Below are 25,116 nucleotides of genomic sequence, written 5' to 3' on the forward strand. Positions count from 1 at the left end.
GGATTAAATTTATCTACTGATCAAATTCAGCTCTTAAAGCATTCCAGTCCAATAACTCTTCGGCTACGGGTGTATTTTCTTTTGTAAAAGAAGCCAGATGAGCACCCATTGGGCTTTTATATTCTGGAGAAATTACAAACATCAAAGAGTCAACTAAGATGAGTTTTTCAGGCTTGTCGAAGGCTACCGCATACAGTTCACTATAAGCAGGTTCATTGGTATTTAAGTCGTTTATCATGCATTCAAGTGCGTCGTATTTAATCACTCTTCCCTTATCGGTTACCAATTCTGCTCCGTATTTCGGGTCGGAAATTGACATTTTGCAAAATGAACATTGATCCTTTCCGAAATTAATAGGTTCAGGCGTTTCTGTGCACGATACGGCAATAAAAACTAACGCAATTAACAAAAAGATTTGGTGTTTCACGATCTTACTTTTTTAGGCTTAGTCCAAAATGCGAAAAAGCCACCAACAATAGAAAGTCCCATAAAAATAGTTCCCAATTGCGGATACGATTTTACGTAGAAGTTAAGTAGATCTTTTTCGCCGAAGAGCGGTGGCATAAAAGTCATACCTTCTATTTTAATAGGTGCCATGGGATCAAGGTTATGACCGTAATCATACAGCCATAAGTAAAAGTCGTAAACCGCTAAAACACTAAGTATGGCCATAATTAAGAACCAAATGCCGTAACCCCATTTATTATTGATAATAGCCATAAGCACACCCAAGGCCATCATGGCATAAGCTACATACGAGAAGTATTTAAGCTCGGGAATACTATCAGGTTCAATAAATTGCATCCCGATATAGTGGTTAAGAATATTGATATTTTGTATAATGCTGTCGTCACCATCAGCACCAGAAATGCGATTGATCCAAATATTTAAATCAAGACCACCCGGAAACTGAGCCGCTTCTAGATTTATTTGCCACAAGGGAAACAAAAAGATTCCGCCGAGTAAAACGACAGCTAAAATCATCAGAATGCGGGGTAATCTTTGTGATCTTTTCATGGTATGTTTTTAGTTTAAAAAAACGGAAGGCTCAAGCTTTTCGAGCCTTCCGTATTCTTAATTCAACACTTACTTCATCATCTCACGAAGTGTCTCTTCGTCTTTATTTTCATTGTTCAATCCCCACATCAGTTTTACATCAGAGTCAGCTGGCGAAACGCGAACATAACCTGACATTTCCTGGTGAAGTGCTGAACAGAAATCTGTACAGTAAAATGCAAATACGCCTGGTTTGAATGGTTCCCACAACAATGTTCTGGTTTGTCCCGGCATTACAAGAAGCTCAGCGTTGTTTGCGCCCTGTACTGCAAATCCGTGAGGAACATCCCAATCTTGCTCTAAGTTGGTAAGGTGGAAATAAACTTTATCTCCCATCTTAATTCCTTCAATATTATCAGGAGCAAGGTGGCTACGAATAGCTGTCATATATACGTGTACATCTTTACCTTCGCGCTCTACGCGTGCTTTGGCTTCTCCAAGTGCAGCATATGGGTGCTTGTTGTCTTCTATTTTGAAGTATTTCACACTGTTAGGCTGAATTTTACTTGCAGGAATAGCCTGTGCGTAATGTGGTTCAGCTTTAGTAGGGAAATCAAGAATAAGTTTCATCTTGTCGCCTGAGATGTCAAAAAGTTGGGCACTGTGGCACAGTTCAGGGCCTGTTGGTAAGAATCGATCTTTAGTGATCTTGTTCATCGCAACTAAATATTTACCGTAAGGCTTTTTGGTTTCACCACCGGGAATTACCAAGTGACCAGGTGAGTAGAAAGTAGATTGTCTATCAACGATTTCCAATTTCTCAACATTCCATTTTACAACTTCAGATGAGATAAAGAAAGTCGTGTAAGCAAATCCTTTTCCATCAAACTCTGTATGCAATGGGCCGAGTCCTGGTTTTTTAAGAATGCCGTGAACTCCTGATTCGTAGTTAATTACGGGAATACCATCAATATCACCTGTAAAATCTTTATTCTCAATTGCTTTCATCAATTTATCAAAAGAATAGACAGTCATATCGGCAGAAAGTTTACCATTGCCAACAATGTACTCACCCGTTGGGTTTACATCGCAACCGTGTGGTGATTTTGGCACCGGAATAAAATAAACCATATCTGGGCAATCTTTTGGATTAAGGATACGGGTAGTTTTCATTTCTTCTGAAGAAGCAATACCTGTAGAGTGATCAACAGTATTGTGATAGTATGAAGTAGTTCTCTCAGTAAATTTGCCAGCTTCCATATATTCCGCAGCTTTCTTCCAGTTGATAATCGCAAGAAGATCTTTATCTTTTTGAGATGCATTTACTTCAAGAAGGGTGTGAGCCTGCTCAGAGTTGTAAGTAGTAAGGAAGCTCCATCCGTGTGATTTCCCTTTTCCATTACGCGCAAGGTCATAGTTATACCCGGGCATTTCAATCTGGAAGTCAAGGCTCATTTCGCCTGTTTCCTGGTCCAGTTTTACGTAGTTAATTAACCCTACAAAGTTTTCTTTGTACGAATCAATTGGAACGTCTTGTTGTGGAATCGGCACACTAAAACGTGTTCCTGATACCAAATACTCGGAATTTTCGGTGATAAATGGAGCACAGTGAAGACCGGCTACATCTGGAATTTCCAAAATCTCAACAGTTTCGAACGTGGTAAGGTCAATACGCGCAATACGCGGCGTATTATTACCATTTACAAAAAGCCAACGGCCATCAAACTCGCCATCCGTTTGAGAAAGCTCAATGTGGTGAGAGTCATCCCATGGCACCATTCCGTAAGAGGTATTAAACATCGGTTTAGTCTCTTCGCTGTATCCATATCCATTTTCAGGATACTGAGAAAATACAGGAATCTCTTTGAACAAACGTCCTGACGGAAGTCCATAAACGGTAACTTGACCGCTGTATCCTCCTGACATAAAGCAGTAGAATTCATCGTATTCGCCGGGAGCAACATAAGCCATGCTCGCGGCGTCGCCCTGAACTACAGTTTTGGTGTCGCGCTGCTCGCACGAGCCCAAAACAAGTATTGCAGAGAGTGCAATTAAAGTGTGAAAAATTGATTTAGTATTAAGCATATTTAAGTGATTATTGGTTTGTTAATTTATATTACAGCACCGTCTTTTTTACCGACAGTTTCCATGTCATTTTTACGCATGAATTCTACAAGCTCGCGTGCACTTTCTTTCGAAACACCTTGATTGGGCATACGTGTTAAACATTCTTCCAGAAGTTTTCGTGCTTCCGCATCTTCTTCCAGCATTACATCCACGTTCATAATCATATTCATAATCCATTCGGGAGATCGGCGGTTTGTAACACCGGCCCATCCCGGACCAACAACGCGCTGATCAGATAATTTGTGGCATGCCGAACATTTCATTTCGTAAATGCCTTTTCCTTGCGCAATCATTTCCATATTTAGCGGATCAGTAAGCTCGACGTTTTTTACTTCACCGACTCCTTTAGGATCGGCGCTTAATTCTTTTGCTTTCTCTTGTGTAGCATCGGTTTCATTAGATTCAGAGTTACTGTCTCCACCGCCGCAGGCAACCAAAAAAGTAACGGATAAAAGGATAAAAATAACTGATTTTAAATTTTTCATTTGTTTAGTTAATTTATGGGTTAAAAGTATAGTGTTGATTCAAATAAAAAGCTGATAATTATCATATCTCAAAGTGATTTTTGATAGGTATTTGCCAACTTGTTTGGGACAAAAGATACTATAATAAAAGCTATTCCCAAGGGTAGAAGTATAGAAGCACCAAAAAGAATTTCATAATATTTTGGGATAAAACCCATTGCCATCCAAAACATAGTGCCTTGAACAACAAGGATAAGCTCAGTAAGTGTAAATCCAGTGGCCAAAATAATCCAACCGGCTTTTGCTGTTTTGGTAAGTATAAGTTGTCTTTCTTGCAACAGCAAAGCGCTAATGGTAAAGGTTATAGAACCCAGCATAATAAGGTGTATAAACGCGATAACATAATTGTGAATGGTATAGGAAATTACGGCAATAAAAGGAATAACGACTACAAGTTGAATGAAAACTTTGACTACAAGGCTGCCGATTCCCAGAAAGAATAGTGTGCGAATAATCGGGCTATTAAAACGGATATGTCGAATGCCTTTGAAAATAGCTTTCAAGATTACGCTGTATGCAATGGCTTGTAAAATCACGCCCGCGGCGTTGAGATAGAACAGAATATCGAGCGGAGTACTAAATGTTACACTTAAAAGATACGTAAGAATGACTGATAGAATAAGCGTAATCCAAATGCCGTTTGAGATGGCAAATACGTATCCGCGGTGTTCCAAGAACTTGATAAGTATGGCCAGAGCACCAAAAGTGAACCAGCCATTGAACTGAAAATGGATAAAAAACTGAATGGAACCTGTGTAAAAAGGGTGGTGAGCACCAAAAATATTGCTTATCGGGCCGATTGCTAAAAGGCCAAGACTGGAAATAAGATACCAATAAATACTCCATTTTAGAAAGCGGTGTGGCGTGCTCTTTTTTGCTCCCTTTAACTTGAGCAATATGTTAATACCAAAATAGTAAGCTGTGAATAGGTGCATGGCAGAAAAGGCGATACTCTCTACGGCATATCCTTGCAAAATAAAGGTTATAGTCATGCCGATTACGGCAATGGTGTTTAAGAAAAGGGTGTTGCGCGCGACTTTTTTAAGGCGGAAATGGGGATCAAAGAAATACATTATTCCCGCAGTAACCAGCATGAATGCCCAGCCCATCATGGCAATATGCGAATGGGCATGAAGCACATTTTTGTATTTTAAGAAAGGTATTTCGGAAACAAAAATATAGCGCATGGTGAGACCCAGAATGCCGGCGATCAGAAAAATGGAGAATCCGATAACTAACCATTTTCGCAAGAAGAGATTGCGGTCAGATTTTTCTTTGAAAAGTGCGTCATGTTGATCGATTTCAGGGTCGGTCATCAGCAATTTGGGGCTTTTCCGCAAATATAGGTCTTATTTTAAATTAAGTTAAATCTATCCTGTTTTATTATAGCGTTTTCTCATTTTGAAAAAACTATATAATTATGAAATTCCGCTAAAGGTGAACTTCGAACCTGCTAAATGGGTTTTATGCCTGTTTTATATGAAAAAAAATAATTTGTCGATTTCATAACATGACTTATTTAAACATTTCATGAGTCTATTTGAAAGGTGAACGAACTTTTTTACGCTCAGATTGGTTTTTTCATTGCGATAATAATATACCGATGACTCAAATAGATTTGCCGAAAGGGCTCATATACGTATGCGACGAAGATCCCGGATTAACTCGAAAGCGACGCGGTAGAGGTTTTATGTTCGTAGATTCTTCGGGCAACCGGCTTGAAGACAAAGATATGATTGAGCGAATAAAGAAGCTTGCAATTCCGCCCGCGTGGAAAGATGTATGGATTTGCTCTAAGCCAAATGGTTATTTGCAGGCTACCGGCCGCGATGATAAATTGCGGAAACAATATCGCTACCATCCGGATTGGGAAGTTTACTCGAGTAGTACCAAATTTACGCATATAGTAGATTTTGCCGATCAACTGCCCGAGTTGCGACGCAGATATGAAAAAGATCTGAAAGAACCGGAGTGGAATCAACGCAAGGTTTTGGCTCTCGCCACTGCCTTAATGGATGAACTGTTACTTCGCGTGGGCAACACTTATTATTCTGCCACCAATAAAACCTATGGCCTCACCACCCTTCGGCGAAAGCACGTTAATTTTGACAAAAACGGTGCGCACTTTAGCTATATCGGAAAAAAGAGTTCTGAAAGGGAACTTGAACTGAGCGATAAATTTTTGACACAACTGCTTAAGGAATGTGCAGAAATACCCGGATATAATATTTTTAGATATAGAGATGACAATGGTCTGCACGATATCGATTCTTCTGATTTAAACCATTATATAAATCAACATCTATTAGAGGGCAAGCATATCTCTGCAAAGGATTTCAGAACTTGGGGAGGAACTGTTTTGAGTGTTTCAAAGGCGGCAGAGGCGCATCAGATTTGTGAAGAAAACCCAAAAAAGAAAATGGAGACTACACTCATTCGTCTTGTTTCTAAAGAACTGGGCAACTCTGTGGCGATTTGCAGAAAGTACTATGTACATCCTGATGTATTGGAATTCTGCATAAATAATAAAAACTTTTCACCGAGCGCGAAATCTAAAAAGCGCTATGCCGAGTTTGATCCCGATGAACAAATGGTGCTTGAAATCTTAAACAATTAGCGCGGGTTTTATTTATCTGATCCTATTTTTCTATAGTAATGAAATGGGGAGTGAAAAGTATTAAGGCCACTTAAAATTGTTTACTTTCGCCGTATAAATAGCTGAAAAATGGTCATATTATTCTGAAAATGAGTCTAATCGTATTTCTCTTTTGGGTTTGACTTCTTGCTATCTATAAAAAGGGTGTTTTCACCCTTTTTTGTTAAATTGGTTTTGACTAACTTTCCATCAGCAAATGCACATGTTTGATTATTAAGTTTTAAAGCAGAAATCATCCTATTTGTTTTGCGAATCTTGCTCCGGTTGTATTAAACTGATTTAATAAGAAAAATTCAGCTTACACCAGTGCTACCAAAAAACCTCGTTATGAAACCCATTCTCCGAATTTTTCTTTTTACAACAGTTTTTCACCTCCCCGTTCTGTTTTCGTCAAATACATTTGCAATGGAGGCTGGGCATACCTCAGTCGATACTCTAGCCGATAACATTGAATGCGACGACGCATTTTTGCTTAGCTGCCAAAATCAAACTAGTTTCTCGTCAAATTTTAGTGAGGGTGGTGCGGCAGGCCTTGACACCGCATCATGCCTGCTGGCTAATCCAAATTTAGAATTGCGCGAGTTGTGGTTTGAGTTAGATCTTACCGGAGCCTTAAACTATTTTTTGGATGGCTACGGAGTTAATGGGGGTTTTGAGGTGTATAGTGGATCCTGCGATAATCTGGAGCTGGTATATTGTGATCCCGCTGCCGATAATAATACGTATATGGCTTTCTTTGGGCTTCCTGCAAGCCAATATTTTGTGCGTGCCCTTGGCTATGATATAAATGGTGGCAGCAATTTTCAAATCGTCCTTAATTGTTTTAATCCGCAGCCGCCGTGCAATTTATCAATTGATCAAATTCAAATTGCTCCTTGTATCGATGCTGATGGAATGGTTGATGTTGACCTTTCGGGAATTGCACATGGCAATGCCTGGCTTGATTTTGTAACATGTGAAATTCTTACTGATTCCGGATTGTTTTTCTTTGATGGAACCCGTGACGATACCACCTGGCAGGTTAGTACTCAAATAAGTGGGTCAGAAATCGTATATATCACTGTACTATGCGGTGATAGCGAAAACTACTGTTCAGACGTCGTTGACAGTGTATCCCTGCCACTTATATCATGCGAAACCCCGGGCACGGGCAATCTGATAGGAACCTTTATGTGGGACGCAAATTGTGCTTCCCGAACAGCAAAAGTTAGTTTTTACCAGCCGGGCACTACACAATTATTGGCTCGGTACGATGTTGTGATTGAGAATAATGGCCACTTTTTGCTCATTAATCCCATAGATGGTGAATTCGATATGCTCATAAAAGTTAAGGGATGCCTTCCAAAAGGTTTTCAGGATGTGGAAATAACCGATGATGAAACAAATTTTCTGGAAGGTGGTGTGCTGCGTCGTGGTGAAGTTTCGGACGATAGTTTCGTGAATGTAACGGATATATCTATGGTCAATACCTGGTTTAATCAGGTACTGCCCGCTGATAACCCAATGACCTATCTCGACTTAAACTGCGATGGAATTGTGAACATAGTGGACATCTCTGTTATCAATTCCTCTTTTGGAATGGTGGGAGATTCGGTTCCACTTGATTAACTAAAGTCCTGTTTTTATTTGTTCGCCACGCTTCCGCGAATATTGGAAATTTAAGCAAGCATTGGATTTAGTATTCATATCTCGTCGCAATTATATCCACTCGATTATTTATTGGAAACGGCGATTATAATTTATATTCGAAAAGCTCCCTTTTTAGCAAAAGCCATCTGTGCATCTGTGGCAAAAAAATCCCGGCACAAAAAAAACCACTACCCGATTTCTCCGGCAGTGGTTTATTCCTAATCTAAACTCAACTAACTTACAAGCTGATCACTTCGCAGGTATCGTTATTGCAAAACTTTTCTCCTTTTGCTTCCTGCGACATTTCAATCAGATTTAGCGGCGTAACTCTCGCTGCCATCTCTTTGTATTTTTCTTTGGTAATAGCCTCGTACGGCATTTGCGCATAGGCTCCAGTTTCTATTTTTGGTAAAAAGCTGATGCTTTTAATCTCGTATTTGAAGAAATCAAGTGCAGGCTCTATCTGATCAGCTTCTTCAGGTTTAAACGTTACCGTACAACTTACCTGATTGTCACTCCAGTACTTCTGTAAAAAGGCCGCCAGCGACACTTGTTCCCAAATTGAAACATTTTTCAGGCTGCGACCTTCATTGTGTACTGGAAAGGAAACCACTGCCGATGAGCTGTCTACCACATCATCTTCTATATGCAAACCCGAATCTATTATGGCCGGAATAAGCGGTGAGTTTTTCGCAACACGCACGCGACGTATGTAGTAGTCAAACTCCGGGAAGTGACAACCGGGATTTACTCCAGCAAGCAAACTCACCGTACCGCTCGGTTTTACACTTGTCATTTTAATGCTCTTTGGTACACAAAGCCATGATGAGTAAATATCATCCCAACCCTGTATTTCGTTGTAGCCGCTCATCAACCATTGGCGAAAAGTTTCGAGCGAGTATTTGTGAATGAAATTTGTAACACCCGATACAGATGTACCAATTCGGCGATTCCGCTTTTGCACTCTGTTGCTGTCTTGCCAGGTAGTGCTTACCAGTGTAGCCGTTTTACCAAGCAGGTAGGCAAATTTCAAGGTGCGCAAGTAGTCTTCTTTTGATTCGGCACGCGATGGAAAAGTTTCTACCAGGCAGCAAAGCTCATAAGATTCAAGCGATTGCTCCCCACACGGATTTGTTCCTTTAGCCTTAATGTCTTTATAGTCTGCCGGGTCGCACATACGAGAGAAATCGCGAATATTGTCCATAAATACAAAGCCCGGTTCGCCATTTATAGCTACCTGCTTTGCTACTTCCTTAAAGTTGGTTTTGTTATCAACCTTTACACTGTTGTTAGATGCCCAGCCCCACGCAGCTCTTTGCGCTTGATTGCCTTTGTAACTACTTGTTTCAGAATCCCATGCGTAGTCTTTAAGCTTGCGGTATTCGGCGTCATCTACACCACCCAGGGCAATTTGAGCCGTTCTGCGCACATTTCCAGCCACAACACATTGGCCTATCATATTCATAATGTCGGTAATAGCCGTTACGCTAAGTTCTTTGCCATCAAGGCCTTTCAGAATATCGCGTATTTGATCGTGCATTCTGATAAGTGGTGCAGGCCCGCTTGATACGCCTCCAAATCCTGCTATCGCAGCACCTGAAGGGCGAATAAGATCATAGTTAAAAACAGTTTCTTTCTCAACAGACAATTCAAAATGTCCGCTAAAATAATTTGCGAGAAGCAGCTCTAAACTTTTTACCCAGCCTTCACGCGAATCTGGAATGTCAAAAACTTCAGTCTCCAAGCCAATTGGCTTCTGCACGGTTATTTTTCCGGCACCTTCCACATCAAAACCTACGCCTACACCTACCATGCTCATATCCATCATAAATGTAAATGGCTTGGTAGCCTCAAGTACCGAGTGGTCTATATTGTCAGTAGATACAAATGCGCAATTAAATAGTGCCTGACCCACCTTGCATTCGTGTACAATTTTAGATCCCAGCGCCCAAAGCATACGCCCGGGCGGAAGAAATTTCATCGTAAAAATACGGTCGTACATCTCCTGCGCACTGCGCTGGCCTTTTCGGTCGTTCCATCCCAGTTCGTTCCTTAAAATATGATCTTTCTGCAAGGTGTATGCACCTTCTACAACACGCTGCACAGTTTCGTACCAATGTTCGTTTGTACCGTCTTCCTTTAGGCGGGAATACGTGCGGTAATAAGTTAATAGTCCAAGACCATTAAAGCCAAAGTCGGGGGTGATTTCACGATACTTGCTTACGAAATCGGGATCTAATTTGAAACTGAGCATAGATTTTTCGTTTTTTTAAGGTTATAAGTGTGTATTATCTTGAATTAATATTCTTGTTCACATTCGGGTTTCCGCTTCCGCGAATTTGCCCTTTGCCATTTTTAACCTTAAAAGCCTTTTTCAACCAAAATTTCGGTTTTTCGCCTTTTCGTTAATCTTGAAAAAAGGGCAATTTCTATGCTTCCTCAATCTCTTTCTAACAGCAGATTTGCTGCGGTTTTTACATCTATAATCACCAGAGAAAACAAGCGGCTTAAATTCTCTTTAAATCGCTTTGACCAAATGTATCTGCAATATGGGATGAAATGAAATAAAATCCCCGCACTTATACACATGGCATGTTTAATAGCGCTTTATTCCTTTCATTAAGGCTTGATTGTTAGTGCGTTGATTTCGGTTTATTGGCCTTTGTGATTATTTCTGATGACTTGAATTTCAGCACAATAAAATATTAACATTTCCAGAATTTGTGAAAGTATTAACAATGGCTAAAAAGCTCCAAAAAGACTTGGTTGTTCAAGTTAAATTCATATTAAATTCATCTCAACTTAATACAGTAATTTCGCGATCTTAATTTTCAGGTTATTGCATTAAATGAAAAATCTGGTATCCATATTTCTATTCCTGTTGTACTGTACATGCACTGCTCATGTTTTGCGTGCGCAAGATTCTTCTGACGTAAAGCTTAGCTATGGTAAAAAAGGTTTTGAACTTGCTACCGATGACGATAATTATAAATTGCAAATACAAGCGCGGTTCCAGTTTCGATACGCTACCCCCTATGATATAGATCCGGTAAATCACATTCAACTTATGCAGCCTGCACGGCAAATAGCAGAGATAAACAGAGCCCGACTTAAGATAGGTGGAAATGCATACAAACCCTATCTCAAATATTATTTCGAATACGAGCTCAAGCGCGGGGCGCTGTTAGATTTTAGAGTCATGTTTGAAAAATGGGATTGGCTCAAATTTAAAGTAGGTCAGTGGAAGATTGAATACACGCGCGAGCGGTTAATTTCTTCGGGCAAGCAATCGCTCGTTGACAGGTCGCTTATCAATCAGTATTTTACACTCGACAGGCAGCAAGGTGTCACCATCTATGGAAATGTAGGAAACCACAGGCTGGCAAATTTCTCATACTGGGCTGCGGTGCTTACAGGTTCTGGAAGATCGGCCACTGAAAATCCCACTAACGATCTAATGTACCACGCACGCCTGCAATGGAATTTTTGCGGAAAGGAGATGATTATGGAAGGCAGCGATACCGAATTTCATCAAAAGGGGATAGGTGCAATCGCCTTGGCGGGCGCAACTTATAAAGGCCCTTACAATTTGTTTTCTTCAAACGGCGGCGCAAATATTTATAATGTACCAGATTCTATCACACCATTTTATGATGTTAGTCAACTAAATCTTGAAACAGCCTATATGAAGCGCGGCTTCGCATGGCAAAGCGAAACCCATTTAAAGATTATAGACGACCAAGCAAACAACACCACCTCAAATCTGGCAGGTACTTACTTTCAGGCAGGTTATTTCTTTCATCAACTTTTTCCAAAGTTTCCTGAAAAAATGGAGATCGCCGGCCGCTACACCATATTCACTCCCCATATTGATACCCGCGACGTGATACACAATGAATACTCACTCGCCGTAAACTATTTTTTCAAAAATCATTTAAATAAGCTCACTGCCGAAATAACCCGGTTTGAATTTGACGATCCCGGATTTGGTGTCGATGGCCGGTATCGCTTTAGAGTGCAGTGGGATATCTCGTTTTAGTTTAAACTGATTCAAACTTAGCTTTAGCCATTAATAGCAATCCTGCGCGCGCCCTACCCTGAAGGGCGCCATCGCACGGGATGTCGTTCCGAAATGTAGTTACAAACCGCACAGATTATCGTTCCCGGAGAAGCTTAATTTTAATAATGTTAAAGAATAGCATATTATTGAATAATATTGCTCCCATGAATAACTTGTGCGGCAGTACCCTTTCGATTTTATGAGTCCGTATGGAAGGGCAAGGGCGCGCGAGGGAGCTGATTACGCCCTTGCATACGCACTCCCAAAAGGTCGTCGGTTGTGAGACCGCTGCGCTAAGTTGTTAGTTATTTGTAAAGAGTAAATTTTGATTGAATAATTTTCATTCAAGATGTGTATGAGATTAGTCGAGGATCGGGGCGCGTGGGCTTAGTCATTTTGTAAATATTTCCTCTCTCATTTCTTTCTTCACTCGTTACTACAAAAGGGAGTCCGTATGGAGCGGTTAAAAAACCACTATTCTAAAACCGTTCCCTCATTTCCCCACCACCTGTGGTACTTGCACCTCAAACTTCACAATTTTTCATTGGCCGTCAGCCACTTAGACTTTGGACTAATTCTTTCACTATATAGGGTGAATTACAGAATACGAATTTCGAACTACGAATTTCGAATTAAATTTTAAACAAACACAGAAATTATGAACTACGATAACAATAAATACGATCTCAATAATAAAAAAGTAGCAATCCTTGTAACGAATGGATTTGAACAAGTAGAATTTACGAAGCCCCTAAAAGCATTAAAAGATGCCGGAGCAACTGTACACGTTATTGCACCAGAATCTGGTAAAGTACGTGCGTGGAACTCTGATAACTGGGGCGAAAGCTACAATGTAGATATCACGCTTGACGAGGCAGATGCTTCAAATTACGATTCACTTATGCTCCCCGGTGGAGTAATGAATCCCGACCAGCTGCGCATGAACAACAAAGCTATATCATTTATCAAAAGCTTTTTTACAGCTGGAAAGCCAATTTCGGCAATATGCCACGCACCTTGGTTGCTTATTGAAACAGATGCGCTGAAAGGAAGAACCTTAACTTCATATCCATCACTACGCACCGACCTTGAAAACGCCGGCGCTACATGGAAAGATCAGGAAGTTGTGGTTGACGAAGGTTTGACTACCAGCAGAAAACCCGAAGATATCCCAGCATTTATCGAAAAAATGCTTGAAGAAATCAGCGAGGGTAAACATGCAGGACAACAAACAGTAGAAGCCTGATATTAAACACATATATTTAGAATATAATAAGAAGCGCGACGCGAAATCGCGCTTCTTTCTTTATAAGATTGAACCAAACCAGTGGAACCGCTGTTCCATTAAAAACAAAAACCATGGAAAAGACTAAATCAAAAATGACATTTAAGCTGCATACCATAGATGCAATGCTTCGCGAAAAGGAAGAAAACTTAGAAGAATTTCGATCAAATCAGCGCAATAAACTGGCACAGACCAGCCATGATGATATTGATAACAAATCGCATGAGTCTAAAACCGAAGAAACCATTCACGAGCTGGATTTGCTCAACAAGAATGTAGAAGTACTCGAAAAGGAAATTCTCCAGATCCGCAATATCCCAAAAGACTTAGAAATGGATCACGTACAGTTTGGCAGTTTAGTTGAGACCGATAAACTAACCCTTCTGGTAGGAGCAGCCCATGACAATATGGAAGTAGATGGCACCACCGTAACCGGAATTTCTACCTCCGCACCTATTTATAAAGAAATGCAAGACCTTAAATCGGGTGATTCTTTTGAGATGAATGGAACGAAGTATAGTATTAAATGGATTGTGTAGGGGTTTCTTTTTAGGATTATTCAATTCCCGATTGTGTGTTATATTGCCAAGGGTAAATTTCTTTATGTCTTTTAGAGGATAAGTTGCGATTTCGTTTTCTTAAATCTTAATGATTAAATTTGGTTAATGAAAAAGATTTTTCGGGATGGAATTTAGCATTGATTCCGCAGCATTTCAGCGAAGCCGGATTCTCCCTCCGCTGAAATGCTGCGGAAATTTCCTAACCTTCTTCAAAACGAACAATTGATTTCAGTAAAACTCATCCCCAGAGCTACCTGATATTTGGCGAGTTTAATATCTCTTAAGGCACACGATGCAAATAGGGGATTTATCTCTTATAGTTTACTCCTCCTTCATCTCTTCAACCAGCAGAACTTCCCAGTCTCCCGCTTTGGTTTGATAACTAACCTGGGCTTCTTTAATCTCTTGTGCCACGGGTAAAATGAATTTTAAAATAGCTTCATTTTTTCCGGCGCCGTATTCATAACTCGCATTTTGAGTTGTGGTAGAAATGGTACTCCCATCAGTGCCTATAAGCGCGCACTTAAATGCTTGTTTACCAGCATTGCTTCCTTGCACAGGCAAGGGGTTGCCTTGCTTTTCTGAAATGCTTCGTTCTACACCTATCACTCCCGGCACGTCAGATCCCTTTGGTTTAACCAGTCGCACCATTAAGTAGAGCTGCGAAATTCCAGATTCTTCCGTTTTTACGATATCGCCGGTATCTGTTTCTTCGGTTTCTGTACTTGCCGCTTCAGTACTTCCGGTTTCTGTCTCTGCAGGGGTTTTGCATGACGCAAAGCTTAAAAAGAAAATTGCCGTTGCCAAATAAATCAGAGAAGCGTATTTAGATTTTGCCATGAGTATAAATGTTATTTAATTGTTCCGAAAGATATCATTTTTAGCTGATTTTTCGCATTACCATTGCTGCCAAAACTGTGAGAAAAGGGTAGGAGGCTAGAGCACCCACCATGCGCCATTCACGCACTCCTTCCAGTCAAAATGCAAAACCATCCAACCCAAACCCTCAAACTGAATAGAAATGCGGCGCGTAAATAAAACCAAATCGCTGTTTCTTTCTATCTTCGTGGTGTAATATGAAAAGAGTATTTATAATGATTGTGTTTTTATTGTTCAGCTTTTTCTCAAGAGGGCAGAATAAGCTGGGCTTTGATACGATGGTAAATTCGCTGATTTCGAGCGAGGTAGATACTATTGGAACTACAGAATTGGCGGATCGTCAAAAACATGAACATTTTATTTTGCTCGATGCCCGGCAGAAAGAAGAGTACGATGTAAGCCATATACGCGGAGCTAAATATGTGGGCTATACCGATTTTGACATCAGCAGCATAGCTGATGTTCCCAAAACTGAAACCATTGTGGTGTATTGCTCCATAGGCAAGCGCAGTGGTGATATAGGCGAAAAGCTAAAAAGCGCCGGTTATGAAAACGTGTTAAACCTTTATGGAGGTATTTTTGACTGGACTAACCGCGGAATGGAAGTGGTAAACGATGAAAATGAATCTGTAAGATGTGTGCATCCGTATAGCACGCTATGGGGAATATGGATTAATAATTACGATAAATGTTATGAACCACGATAGCCTTTTAATGATTTTTGCCAAGAATCCCGAATTGGGAAAGGTGAAAACGCGCCTCGCAAAGACCATAGGCAATGAGCAGGCGCTGATGATTTATGTAAAATTGCTTGAGCATACCCACGCTATTGCCGATAAGGTATTTGCCGATAAGGCAGTATTTTATTCAGATAAGGTTCAAGAGTTTGATATTCTTGATTATTACAAGTTTCCAAAGTTTCTGCAAAAGGGAAAAGATTTAGGAGAGCGCATGGAGCGCGCGTTTGGACAAGCCTTTGCGCAAGACTACGACAAAGTGGTGATAATTGGCTCTGACTGCATTGAAATTTCTACTGAAATAATCGAAGATGCCTTAAAAGCACTCGATGATAACAATGTGGTAATAGGCCCGGCGCACGATGGTGGTTACTACCTTTTGGGAATGGACCGGCACTACCCGCATTTGTTCAAGAATAAAATCTGGAGTACAGAAGATGTTTTTCTAGACACCCTTCTCGATATTAAAAAACTAAAGCTTAGCTATTCTTTACTGCCCACTTTGAGTGATGTAGACGAAGAAAAAGATCTGGGCACATTGCGAAAGCACCTGGCTTGATAAAACTCTCTGTCATTATTCCCAGTTCAGATTCGCCGGCGACGGTGCAAAAATTCCTGCCCGGTATTCTGGCGGCAATAGAAGATTGTGATACCACAGAAGTGATATTGGTAGATGCGTGGGACAGGGAAAGCAAACGCAATTATGTTGAATCGCTTGGTGTTAAATACGTATTTGCGGGAAAGGCACGCCGGTCTTTCCAGTCAAATTTTGGAGCAAAGGCGGCCACAGGTATCCTCCTGTTTTTTCTACATATTGACAGCAAGCCACCACGGGGTTTTGATGCTATTATTTCGGCTTCCGCCAATGATGGATTTGAATCGGGCTCGTTTAAATTAAAATTCGCTTCCAGCAGCCGATTTCTGGCTGCATTTGCCTGGTTTACAAAATTTAAATGGTCAATAGCCCGTGGCGGCGATCAGGGACTTTTTGTAAAACGCGCCGTTTTCGATGAAGTGGGAGGCTATAAAAATGCCTGGCAAATAATGGAAGATGTTGACCTGGCCAGGAAGCTTATAAAACGAAAAACCTTTGCAATCCTTCGGCCGGCGCTTGTTACCTCGGCGCGCAAATACGAAAGGGTTGGAATCATAAAGCTTCAGTTTCTCTTTACCGTTATTACGATCCTTTACTGGATGGGCATTTCAAACAAAACCATTTACCGGTTTTATTTAAAATATGTGGAAGAGCGGAAAGATGTGCCACCAGTACAAGTCTAAGGTTTGGCTCCAAAAACCCGCTATTTGCTTGTTATCCCGCCCGCGACCCATCTACTTCGACAGGCTCTGCATAACGCCTGAAAGGCGCAACCGCACAATTCGTTGGTAGTATTTTTATTGAATAAATGAGATTCGAAAAATTCCACTTAAAAATCTTAGGTTTTCATATGAAACAATAAATCATGCGGTGGACTCCCTTAAGGGTCGGGGCGCGGGAAGGCATTGATCAATCCCCCTCACTTCCTCTCCAATTTCCTCAAAAATTCTTCCCCCTCAGTAATATCCAGCCCATCAAAAGCCGTAGCCAAGCCACGCTTCGTCAAAACAATCGCCTTTTCCCTATTGCCAAGGGTATACTCAAGCTGCGCTGCAGTGAGCAAATACGGATAAGATTCCTCGGTTTCAATAACACCATACATCCAGGTAAGCGCTTCTTTAACAGGTTTGTAATCTGCTGTATTTCGATAAATTGTAACCGCCAGATCGTTGAGCCAATACGCCTCACCCAGCTCCTTATTTCGCGAAAGCTCTGCCCCAACTTCGGCGTAAGCCTGCCAGTCAAAAGACATCTGATAATAATAAAGGCGATACCTGAATTTATACGCTTCGGCATCGCTTCCCAATAACCTGTCGGCCTTGCGCAAGGCGGAATATAGCTCGGATTCGCTACTGTTTTTAATAGCCTGCTTTACATCTTTGTATACAAACGAACTTAGCTCTTCCAGCACTTCAGCCTTGCCAAATCTCGCCGATAAAATCGCTTTGTTTTCGGCAATTACTTCGGCGTACTTTTCTGGTGTGGAAAGGGTGGAAAGTACAGCCCAGCTTACTTCGTCTGTTAAAGAATCGCGCGAAGCCAGAAACGATTCAATTTCTTCATCAGTCGGAAAAATACGGTCATTTGGCCCTTTGCGGAAATCGCGATACCAATCGGGATAATCAAGCTTGAAATCGAGCGGGTGGGGAAGAGGTGCGAGTCGAACGGCTGAATCAAGCGCAAAATTTACCAAACCCAAAAAATCTGTCGGGTTGAAAAATCCCCAGCTTCGGAAAATGAGATGACCGCTGTCGTCAAAAAACAAATGCTGGGGCACCATACTCGACCGAAATTTTATGGCAAAATCTATTCCTTCACCTTCTTCGAGATCAACTTTCATGGAAATGAGCCGCTGGTTCATCTCATTTCCCAGCAACGAATCAGTAAAAGTCTCAGCATCCATTTTTTTGCAGGGCGCGCACCATTCGGTACTGCCGTTTACATACACGTATTTTCCTTCTTTACTTGCCTGATTTACAGCTTCCGCAAATGATATATTCGAAAACTCTACCTGGCCGTATAAATTGCCAAATGCAAAAAGAATAATTACCGCAAGAAACCGTTGAAATAGCATAAGTTGAAATGTAAATAATTGTTTCGAAAGTAGTGGATTATACCTCTATAAACGGTAAATTTGCATGAAATTATGCAAGCGGCGGTATTGTCGTTTGGAATAATGGAGATTGGTGTAGTTCTATGAAAGAAAGAGCCGATTGATCTACAAAATTTTGTCGTTCGGCAATTTAGCATTAGCTTCACAAAATAAGGTCAAATTATGAGTATAGCCTGCAATTCTTTGCCACACATTGGCTGCAAACTTTGTCAGAGCCATCATAAATCATTGTTTGGTGTGTTGTCAGACAAGGAACAGACGGTTGTTGACAATGCAAAGACATGTACGAAATACAAAAAAGGTCAGGTTCTTTTTCACGAAGGCACTCGGCCGATGGGCGTGTTTTGCGTAAGCACAGGGCGTGTAAAAGTTTATAGAATGGGGCTTGACGGCAAAGAACAAATCATTAAGATTTCTGCTGCCGGCGACCTTTTGGGATACAAAGCCCTTATTTCAGATCAGCATTATCTCCTTAGTGCCGAGGCGCTCGAAGATTGTCTTGTTTGCTTTATTCCAAAAGATGATTTTCTGGAATTGCTGAAACCCGGTTCTGATTTTTACATGAATCTGCTAAAAGCCGTATGTGAAGAGCATGGAGTCATTGCGTCTAAAATCACCGAGATGGCACAATTGTCGGTGCGCCAACGCTTGGCATTAAGTCTGCTCATGCTCAACGATACTTATGGGCTGGAGCAAGATATGATTGGCGAAATTCAAATAAATCTTTCGCGTGAAGACCTCGCCAATATCGTAGGCACCGCCACCGAATCGCTTATCAGACTGCTCAACGAATTCAAAAAGGACGGACTGATTGAAACCCACGGCCGCAAAATAGAAGTGAAAAACAAGGAAGGCCTTCTTCTGGCATCGAAACGATAGAGACGCGATGCCTCGCGTCTCCTCCGTTAGTCGCGTCTCCGTTTGTCCCGTCTTCCGCGATTGTTGAAATTCTAATTATCCATGCCGCAGAATTCTAAAGCAGTGGGCCGATGCCTAAATTATACCACAACAATCTAAAATCCTAAATCCACTCCGATAAGTAGGTTGTTCAGGAATTCTCGCATCGAAATATTTAAGAATTCATTTATTTTCATCGAGTTCCCCTTTCGGCCAGCGGGAGTGCCCCGCTAAAAAGCGGGATAAGGGGTTAGGGGCGGAAAAGTTGAAAACTTAGTGTAACGATCTCACTGCCAACGACCTTTTGGGAGTGCGTATGCAAGGGCGTAATCATTGAATTTTGGGTTATCGGAGCGGACTCAAATCCTAAATCTCAAATCTTAAATCTGAAATCCATTTCCTGACAAAAGTCAGTTTTAATGCTGATGCAAATCATTCCATACCCTAGATAATATTCGGATTTTGTGCATTCCAAAAACTGCCCAATGACCGATAAGAAAATTATTCTTGCACTTCCTGCTCAATATGCTGATACAAGCGTATTTAATTTGGTGACCAATTGTCTGGGCGGTGAAAATATTCACCTCACAGTTTGTGTTTACAAGGACGCAGTGCATTCAAATTCGACATTGACGAATCTCGAACAGCTATCAAAACTCTGTTCGGATAAATCTATTACTTTGCGCCTGCGCATTCTCATAGGCGACGATCCGCAGAGGCTACTCAAATTATCGACTTTTGCAGATCTGCTCATTCTTCATCAAGGGCTACTCGAAAAGCCAGATTTTGTAACTGCATTTGGTAAGCACACCTGCCCGGTTATAATTTTGCCAATGGCTTATAGCTCTATAAATCACGTGTTGCTTACCTTGGATGGATCCGTGGAATCCATAAAATCGATTAAGCAGTTTGCCCAGCTCTTTTCACACCAGATAAAACGGATAGAAGTTACCCTTCTCTTTTTGCTCGAGACTGATTTTGAAACCGGTGATGAGATACTTCTTATCGAATATTTAAAACAATTTTGTGAAAAGCTCGGTGTCTTAAAAATAATTAAACCGCTTACAGAAAGAAAGTTAAAACCCGTAAAATGCGATGATCATACGCTAATATTAAGCGCCTACGGTTCACTAATTGCCAATTACCGGTCAACAGTTCTCGAGCCGATTTTACATGATACAAACTCGGTATTTTTCATACCTTCGGAAACCTGATGGCTCTTAATCCCAAATATCAAGAAGCGGCTCACAAACATGAGGCTGGGATCTGCTACCATTGCGGCGATCATTGTAATGCCGAAACTGTGGTGTTTGAAGGCAAAGCGTTTTGCTGCCATGGGTGTAAAAGTGTTTTTGAACTTTTGCAAAGCTGTAATCTGGGTGGCTACTACAAATACGCCGAAAACCCCGGTATCAGGCAGCTTAAAGCTCCAGCTCAAGGCGAATATGCATATCTGGAAGACGTTGATATCATCCAGAAAATCATCTCTTTTTCGAATGATAGCATTGTAAAAGTCAAGTTTAACCTGCCGGCAATGCATTGTGCTTCGTGCATCTGGCTACTCGAAAATTTCAGGAAACTGGTGCCAGGCGTTATTGAGTCGCGGGTTAATTTTATAAAACGCGATGTGTATTTCACTTACGATCCATCGCTTCTCACACTTCGCCACCTTGTAGAGCAGCTTGCTGCAATTGGGTATCCGCCAGAGCTTAAGCTCGATAATGTTTCTAAAAAGAATACTACTTCCACCAGTAAGCGGCTGATTTATCAAATCGGTATTGCTGGCTTTTGCTTTGGAAATATCATGCTTCTAAGCTTTCCGGATTATATCGCCGGCGCCGATGGAGTTGCTTTTAAATACCGCAGTTTTTTCGGGTATGTCAGTTTTCTGCTCGCACTTCCCGTTTTGCTTTATTCAGCCAGCGATTATCTGCGTTCGGGATGGCGAGCCGTGGTAACCCGCGAAATAAATATGGATGTGCCGATTAGTCTCGGTATTCTCGCCTTGTTTTTCAGAAGTTCGTTTGAGATTTTCTTCGAAGGCGGTGGTGGTTATATGGATAGCTTGGCGGCATTGCTCTTTTTTCTCCTTATCGGGAAATGGATTCAGCACAAAACATACGACAGCCTTTCGTTTGAACGCGATTATAAATCCTATTTTCCTATTGCAGTGCAGGTTTTAGATGGTGACAATGAGCGCCCTATAGGAATTGAAAACTTAAAAACCGGCGATCGATTCAGGGTGCGCAGTGGCGAGCTGGTACCTGCCGATGCCGTTTTAATTGATGGAATTGCTTCAATAGATTACAGCTTTGTAAGTGGAGAGTCAGATCAGGTTTCGGCCAATGAAGGATCGAAAATATACGCCGGTGGACGCCAAATGGGCGCATCGCTCGTTCTGGAAGTTTTAAAGCCGGTAGATCAGAGTTACCTCACTTCACTCTGGAATTCGGGAACCACCGACAAAGCGGAGCATAAGCTTGAATTACTGGCAGATAGAGTAGGGAAGAAGTTTACTTATGCCGTAGTTTTTATCGCTGTGGCTACAGGTATTTTTTGGCTGGTGCGCGATCCTTCAGTTATATTAAATTCTGTAAGCGCGGTACTCATCGTTGCCTGCCCATGCGCGCTGGCATTGAGTTTTCCGTTCGCTTTTGGAAATGCAGTGCGACTGATGGGAAGGCAGGGTCTGTATCTAAAAAATGGTCAGGCTCTCGCCAAAATGGCCGAGGTCAACACAATCGTTTTTGATAAAACGGGCACGCTTACGCGGAAAGGAGAAGCCGATGTAACTTATTCGGGTGAAGAACTTAGCGAATGGGAAACAGAAATATTTGCCGCCATGGCAGCCCAGTCGGGACATCCACTTAGCCGCTATATTGCACGTTACTATCATTTGGCTTCCACCGATGTGGCCTTTGATACCTTTCGGGAAATACCCGGAGCCGGGTTGGAGGCAGAGCTTGCCGGAATTCTGTATAAGCTTGGTTCGGCAAGTTTTGTAGGCGCCAATCAAGAAGCTAAGAACGAGCTTTTTAGCCGTGTATTTATCTCTATTGATAACCAGATTTGGGGTTCATTTAAAGTTGATAAAACCTACCACGAAGGACTCGAAAAGCTGATTTCAAACGTGAAAAAGGAGTTTAACCTCTTTTTGGTTTCTGGCGATGGAGATGGCGAGCGAAAACGAATGGAGCAGATTTTTGATCAAAAAGAAGGGCTTTATTTTAACCAATCACCTCACGATAAAAAGGCATTTATCGCTGGTTTGCGCAAATCAGGCCAAGTTACAGCCATGATCGGCGATGGCCTCAACGATTCAGGTGCTTTACTCGAAAGCGATTTTGGTGTTTCGGTGGCCGATGATGTTTTTCGGTTTGCGCCGGCATCTGATGCGATTCTTTCTTCAGATAGTTTCAATAACTTCAACGACTTTTTTAGGTTTTCAAAAAGTGCACTTAATGTAGTGAGAGCGAGCTTTGTGTTCTCATTTCTTTACAATGGAATAGGGATACTGTTTGCCGTGCAAGGCATACTCACGCCTGTTGTTGCGGCAATATTAATGCCTTTAAGTTCTGTAACTGTAGTGCTTTTTGTTACATTCGGAACCAATATATTTTATCGAAAATATTTCCCGTCAAGGAAAAAACATGATAAAAGTCAGTTTTTTCGTTGATTTCACTCATAGGTGAGGGCGGGAAAAGGCAGTTTATTTGTTAACGAAAAGAAAGAAAAAAATGGAAGCGATGTTTCTTTTAATTGGAATTAGCCTGGTAGTAGCGCTGGCCTTTCTCGGCGGGTTTTTCTGGGCGGTTCGTTCTAAACAATACGACGACGATTTTACTCCATCGGTGCGCATGCTATTCGATGACGACATAGATAATAATTCAAACCATCCTGATAACTCTTCTAATTAAACTTTCATGAAGATCGAAAAGTTCTATTACGACAACCAGATCGTAAAATTATTTGCCTATGCCACCATGCTTTGGGGAGTTGTAGGTATGCTGGTAGGGCTCTATGCCGCTTTGCAATTGGTGTTTCCGTGGCTGTCTGGCGGAATTCCTTACACCACATTTGGTAGAATACGACCACTACATACCAATGCGGTAATTTTTGCCTTTGTAGGAAACGGAATTTTTACGGGTGTCTATTATTCGCTGCAGCGCCTGCTTAAAAGCAGAATGTGGAGCGATAAGCTTTCTAAAATCAATTTCTGGGGTTGGCAGCTTATTATTGTGGCAGCGGCTATTACACTTCCGCTTGGGTTTACATCGTCTAAAGAATACGCAGAGCTTGAATGGCCTATTGATATTGCAATCGCAATAATCTGGGTTATTTTTGGTCTCAATATGATGATGACTATCATCAAACGACGCGAGAGACATCTTTACGTTGCAATCTGGTTTTATATTGGAACCTTTGTTACCGTTGCCGTTTTGCACATCGTAAACTCATTTGAACTTCCTATCTCATTTATGAAGTCGTATAGCTGGTACGCCGGGGTGCAAGATGCGCTGGTGCAGTGGTGGTACGGTCACAATGCCGTAGCATTTTTCCTTACTACACCTTACCTGGGATTGATGTATTATTTCGTTCCAAAAGCAGCCAATAGACCGGTTTATTCATACCGACTTTCTATTATCCACTTCTGGGCCCTTATCTTCCTCTACATTTGGGCGGGCCCGCACCACTTGCTTTACACCTCATTGCCAGATTGGGCACAAAACCTTGGTACCGTATTCTCAATTATGCTCATCGCGCCAAGCTGGGGTGGGATGCTTAATGGACTACTAACACTACGTGGTGCCTGGGATCGTGTTCGTGAAGATCCGGTTCTGAAATTTTTCGTCGTTGCCATCACCGCATATGGTATGTCAACTTTTGAAGGCCCGATGCTTTCTATTAAAAGTATAAACGCGATAAGTCACTTTACCGACTGGACCATTGCTCACGTTCACATTGGCGGTTTGGGTTGGAATGGATTTCTCACCTTTGGTATGCTGTATTGGTTAATACCAAAAATGTGGAATATTAAATTGTACTCAAGAAGCCTTGCCAATGCACACTTTTGGATAGGAACCCTCGGTATTCTCTTCTATGCACTTCCACTTTACTGGGCTGCATTTACACAGTGGGCTATGTGGCAAGAGTTTACAAAAGATGGATTCCTTGCATATCCAAATTTCCTGGAAACAGTAATTCAGATTCTACCTATGTACGCCATGCGCGCTCTTGGTGGGTTGCTTTACCTTACCGGTACACTTATGATGGTTTACAACCTTGGTGCTACTATTAAACGCGGAAGTTTTGTGAAAAACGAAGGTGCTGAAGCACCTGCTCTCGAGAAAGTTTACAAAGGTCATGAAACCGACCACTGGCACAGAAAATTAGAGCGTCGACCAATGCAGCTTCTTGTAGCATCTCTTGTTGTAATTCTTATTGGAGGTATTGTAGAAATGGTACCGACATTCCTGGTAGATTCGAATGTGCCGACCATCGCAGCGGTAAAACCATATACACCGCTTGAGCTTCACGGCCGCGATGTGTACATTTCCGAAGGATGTAATAACTGTCATACTCAAATGATCAGGCCATTCAGGCATGAGACTGAAAGGTATGGCGAGTACTCCAAATCTGGCGAATTCGTTTACGATCACCCGCACCTGTGGGGATCAAAACGAACGGGGCCCGATCTGCACCGTGTGGGTGGAAAATATCCGGATAGCTGGCATTACAATCACATGATTGAACCCGAGCGTATGTCGCCCGGATCTATAATGCCTGTGTACTCATGGATGGCTACGACGCCTATTGATACCAGCATGACCCGCGCCAAAATCAACGCTATGCGTACCCTAGGTGTTCCTTATGCCGAGGGCTATGAACACGAGGCCAATGCCGATGTAGTAGCTCAGCAAAACGAAATTGTAGAAAGCCTGGCGGTTGATAATATTACAGCCGAGCCGAATTCAGAGTTGGTAGCCATTATTGCTTACTTACAACGACTGGGTACCGATATTAAAATGGCCGATCAAACTTCAGAAAATCAATAGTT

The 25,116-nt window shown here is 41.7% G+C and carries 21 protein-coding genes; 13 read left to right on the top strand and 8 right to left on the bottom strand.

All coding sequences use genetic code 11. The features are described 5' to 3' along the window. Positions 1–13: 13 nt before the first annotated feature. From G3O08_RS10420 to G3O08_RS10440, 5 genes are all read right to left on the bottom strand, one after another. Positions 14–427, bottom strand: coding sequence for a nitrous oxide reductase accessory protein NosL (locus G3O08_RS10420; protein ID WP_163285305.1), 414 nt, complete (start codon positions 425–427; stop codon positions 14–16). Beyond that, complete coding sequence (locus tag G3O08_RS10425) at positions 424–1,017, bottom strand: hypothetical protein (RefSeq protein WP_204336847.1); 594 nt, start codon at positions 1,015–1,017, stop codon at positions 424–426. The genes G3O08_RS10420 and G3O08_RS10425 overlap by 4 nt, the downstream gene beginning before the upstream one ends. A 69-nt stretch (positions 1,018–1,086) precedes the next feature. Beyond that, entirely contained in the window at positions 1,087–3,081 is a 1,995-nt protein-coding gene (nosZ, locus tag G3O08_RS10430) for a Sec-dependent nitrous-oxide reductase (RefSeq protein WP_163285306.1), read from the bottom strand. A 26-nt stretch (positions 3,082–3,107) separates the two neighbouring features. Continuing rightward, on the bottom strand, positions 3,108–3,608 hold the full coding sequence (locus G3O08_RS10435; protein ID WP_163285307.1) for a c-type cytochrome: 501 nt from the start codon (positions 3,606–3,608) through the stop codon (positions 3,108–3,110). A gap of 68 nt (positions 3,609–3,676) precedes the next feature. Then, positions 3,677–4,963, bottom strand: a complete 1,287-nt coding sequence (locus G3O08_RS10440) for a hypothetical protein (protein WP_163285308.1) — start codon at positions 4,961–4,963, stop codon at positions 3,677–3,679. A 287-nt stretch (positions 4,964–5,250) separates the two neighbouring features. Here G3O08_RS10440 and G3O08_RS10445 point away from each other — a divergent pair, with 287 nt between their 5' ends. Together G3O08_RS10445 and G3O08_RS10450 are read left to right on the top strand one after the other, a co-directional pair. Further along, positions 5,251–6,264, top strand: coding sequence for a DNA topoisomerase IB (locus G3O08_RS10445; RefSeq protein WP_163285309.1), 1,014 nt, complete (start codon positions 5,251–5,253; stop codon positions 6,262–6,264). Between the two features lie 366 nt (positions 6,265–6,630). Next, positions 6,631–7,911 (top strand): dockerin type I domain-containing protein, encoded by a 1,281-nt coding sequence (locus G3O08_RS10450; RefSeq protein ID WP_163285310.1) that lies wholly within the window; start codon positions 6,631–6,633, stop codon positions 7,909–7,911. Positions 7,912–8,170: 259 nt separating this feature from the next. Here G3O08_RS10450 and G3O08_RS10455 read toward each other — a convergent pair whose 3' ends face one another. Continuing rightward, positions 8,171–10,186, bottom strand: coding sequence for a glycyl radical enzyme family protein (locus G3O08_RS10455; RefSeq protein ID WP_163285311.1), 2,016 nt, complete (start codon positions 10,184–10,186; stop codon positions 8,171–8,173). 594 nt (positions 10,187–10,780) lie between these two features. On the opposite strand from G3O08_RS10455, the gene G3O08_RS10460 reads away from it, so the two are divergent. The 3 genes from G3O08_RS10460 to G3O08_RS10470 all read left to right on the top strand — a co-directional run bounded on the left by G3O08_RS10460 (position 10,781) and on the right by G3O08_RS10470 (position 13,816). Beyond that, the gene (locus tag G3O08_RS10460) at positions 10,781–11,971 is read left to right on the top strand and encodes a porin (protein ID WP_163285312.1); all 1,191 of its coding nucleotides are present in this window, start codon (positions 10,781–10,783) and stop codon (positions 11,969–11,971) included. Positions 11,972–12,650: 679 nt separating this feature from the next. Beyond that, positions 12,651–13,238, top strand: coding sequence for a type 1 glutamine amidotransferase domain-containing protein (locus G3O08_RS10465; RefSeq protein ID WP_163285313.1), 588 nt, complete (start codon positions 12,651–12,653; stop codon positions 13,236–13,238). Between the two features lie 113 nt (positions 13,239–13,351). Next, the gene (locus G3O08_RS10470; protein WP_163285314.1) at positions 13,352–13,816 is read left to right on the top strand and encodes a hypothetical protein; all 465 of its coding nucleotides are present in this window, start codon (positions 13,352–13,354) and stop codon (positions 13,814–13,816) included. Positions 13,817–14,158: 342 nt separating this feature from the next. Here the strand turns inward: G3O08_RS10470 and G3O08_RS10475 are convergent, their stop codons facing one another. Then, on the bottom strand, positions 14,159–14,677 hold the full coding sequence (locus G3O08_RS10475; RefSeq protein WP_163285315.1) for a hypothetical protein: 519 nt from the start codon (positions 14,675–14,677) through the stop codon (positions 14,159–14,161). Between the two features lie 236 nt (positions 14,678–14,913). Here G3O08_RS10475 and G3O08_RS10480 point away from each other — a divergent pair, with 236 nt between their 5' ends. The 3 genes from G3O08_RS10480 to G3O08_RS10490 are packed head-to-tail and all read left to right on the top strand — an operon-like array spanning position 14,914 to position 16,731. Further along, a complete protein-coding gene (locus G3O08_RS10480) occupies positions 14,914–15,423 on the top strand; it encodes a rhodanese-like domain-containing protein (RefSeq protein ID WP_163285316.1) in 510 nt (169 codons plus the stop codon). After that, positions 15,410–16,012: a TIGR04282 family arsenosugar biosynthesis glycosyltransferase gene (locus tag G3O08_RS10485; protein ID WP_163285317.1), complete on the top strand. Its 603-nt coding sequence runs from the start codon at positions 15,410–15,412 to the stop codon at positions 16,010–16,012. The genes G3O08_RS10480 and G3O08_RS10485 overlap by 14 nt, the downstream gene beginning before the upstream one ends. Next, on the top strand, positions 16,009–16,731 hold the full coding sequence (locus tag G3O08_RS10490; protein ID WP_163285318.1) for a TIGR04283 family arsenosugar biosynthesis glycosyltransferase: 723 nt from the start codon (positions 16,009–16,011) through the stop codon (positions 16,729–16,731). The genes G3O08_RS10485 and G3O08_RS10490 overlap by 4 nt, the downstream gene beginning before the upstream one ends. 236 nt (positions 16,732–16,967) lie before the next feature. Here G3O08_RS10490 and G3O08_RS10495 read toward each other — a convergent pair whose 3' ends face one another. Further along, on the bottom strand, positions 16,968–18,122 hold the full coding sequence (locus G3O08_RS10495) for a thioredoxin family protein (protein ID WP_163285319.1): 1,155 nt from the start codon (positions 18,120–18,122) through the stop codon (positions 16,968–16,970). 201 nt (positions 18,123–18,323) lie between these two features. On the opposite strand from G3O08_RS10495, the gene G3O08_RS10500 reads away from it, so the two are divergent. The 5 genes from G3O08_RS10500 (at position 18,324) to ccoN (ending at position 25,114) form a co-directional block, all read left to right on the top strand. Continuing rightward, the gene (locus G3O08_RS10500; protein WP_163285320.1) at positions 18,324–19,040 is read left to right on the top strand and encodes a Crp/Fnr family transcriptional regulator; all 717 of its coding nucleotides are present in this window, start codon (positions 18,324–18,326) and stop codon (positions 19,038–19,040) included. A gap of 503 nt (positions 19,041–19,543) precedes the next feature. Then, the gene (locus G3O08_RS10505; protein ID WP_163285321.1) at positions 19,544–20,272 is read left to right on the top strand and encodes a hypothetical protein; all 729 of its coding nucleotides are present in this window, start codon (positions 19,544–19,546) and stop codon (positions 20,270–20,272) included. Next, the gene (locus tag G3O08_RS10510; RefSeq protein WP_163285322.1) at positions 20,272–22,734 is read left to right on the top strand and encodes a heavy metal translocating P-type ATPase; all 2,463 of its coding nucleotides are present in this window, start codon (positions 20,272–20,274) and stop codon (positions 22,732–22,734) included. Before G3O08_RS10505 ends, G3O08_RS10510 begins: the two co-directional genes overlap by 1 nt. Before the next feature lie 70 nt (positions 22,735–22,804). Then, entirely contained in the window at positions 22,805–22,975 is a 171-nt protein-coding gene (gene ccoS / locus G3O08_RS10515; RefSeq protein ID WP_317164057.1) for a cbb3-type cytochrome oxidase assembly protein CcoS, read from the top strand. Positions 22,976–22,981: 6 nt separating this feature from the next. Beyond that, the gene (gene ccoN, locus G3O08_RS10520; RefSeq protein WP_163285324.1) at positions 22,982–25,114 is read left to right on the top strand and encodes a cytochrome-c oxidase, cbb3-type subunit I; all 2,133 of its coding nucleotides are present in this window, start codon (positions 22,982–22,984) and stop codon (positions 25,112–25,114) included. Positions 25,115–25,116 lie beyond the last annotated feature (2 nt).

Source organism: Cryomorpha ignava (assembly GCF_010686655.1).
GTDB lineage: Bacteria > Bacteroidota > Bacteroidia > Flavobacteriales_D > Cryomorphaceae > Cryomorpha > Cryomorpha ignava.

What these genes read in the sequence shown, in the direction of transcription:
- G3O08_RS10425 (WP_204336847.1), bottom strand. Translation starts at nt 1,017, where the DNA reads ATGAAAAGATCACAAAGATTACCCCGCATTCTGATGATTTTAGCTGTC.
- nosZ (WP_163285306.1), bottom strand. Translation starts at nt 3,081, where the DNA reads ATGCTTAATACTAAATCAATTTTTCACACTTTAATTGCACTCTCTGCA.
- G3O08_RS10435 (WP_163285307.1), bottom strand. Translation starts at nt 3,608, where the DNA reads ATGAAAAATTTAAAATCAGTTATTTTTATCCTTTTATCCGTTACTTTT.
- G3O08_RS10440 (WP_163285308.1), bottom strand. Translation starts at nt 4,963, where the DNA reads ATGACCGACCCTGAAATCGATCAACATGACGCACTTTTCAAAGAAAAA.
- G3O08_RS10445 (WP_163285309.1), top strand. Translation starts at nt 5,251, where the DNA reads ATGACTCAAATAGATTTGCCGAAAGGGCTCATATACGTATGCGACGAA.
- G3O08_RS10450 (WP_163285310.1), top strand. Translation starts at nt 6,631, where the DNA reads ATGAAACCCATTCTCCGAATTTTTCTTTTTACAACAGTTTTTCACCTC.
- G3O08_RS10455 (WP_163285311.1), bottom strand. Translation starts at nt 10,186, where the DNA reads ATGCTCAGTTTCAAATTAGATCCCGATTTCGTAAGCAAGTATCGTGAA.
- G3O08_RS10460 (WP_163285312.1), top strand. Translation starts at nt 10,781, where the DNA reads ATGAAAAATCTGGTATCCATATTTCTATTCCTGTTGTACTGTACATGC.
- G3O08_RS10465 (WP_163285313.1), top strand. Translation starts at nt 12,651, where the DNA reads ATGAACTACGATAACAATAAATACGATCTCAATAATAAAAAAGTAGCA.
- G3O08_RS10470 (WP_163285314.1), top strand. Translation starts at nt 13,352, where the DNA reads ATGGAAAAGACTAAATCAAAAATGACATTTAAGCTGCATACCATAGAT.
- G3O08_RS10475 (WP_163285315.1), bottom strand. Translation starts at nt 14,677, where the DNA reads ATGGCAAAATCTAAATACGCTTCTCTGATTTATTTGGCAACGGCAATT.
- G3O08_RS10480 (WP_163285316.1), top strand. Translation starts at nt 14,914, where the DNA reads ATGAAAAGAGTATTTATAATGATTGTGTTTTTATTGTTCAGCTTTTTC.
- G3O08_RS10485 (WP_163285317.1), top strand. Translation starts at nt 15,410, where the DNA reads ATGAACCACGATAGCCTTTTAATGATTTTTGCCAAGAATCCCGAATTG.
- G3O08_RS10495 (WP_163285319.1), bottom strand. Translation starts at nt 18,122, where the DNA reads ATGCTATTTCAACGGTTTCTTGCGGTAATTATTCTTTTTGCATTTGGC.
- G3O08_RS10500 (WP_163285320.1), top strand. Translation starts at nt 18,324, where the DNA reads ATGAGTATAGCCTGCAATTCTTTGCCACACATTGGCTGCAAACTTTGT.
- G3O08_RS10505 (WP_163285321.1), top strand. Translation starts at nt 19,544, where the DNA reads ATGACCGATAAGAAAATTATTCTTGCACTTCCTGCTCAATATGCTGAT.
- G3O08_RS10510 (WP_163285322.1), top strand. Translation starts at nt 20,272, where the DNA reads ATGGCTCTTAATCCCAAATATCAAGAAGCGGCTCACAAACATGAGGCT.
- ccoS (WP_317164057.1), top strand. Translation starts at nt 22,805, where the DNA reads ATGTTTCTTTTAATTGGAATTAGCCTGGTAGTAGCGCTGGCCTTTCTC.
- ccoN (WP_163285324.1), top strand. Translation starts at nt 22,982, where the DNA reads ATGAAGATCGAAAAGTTCTATTACGACAACCAGATCGTAAAATTATTT.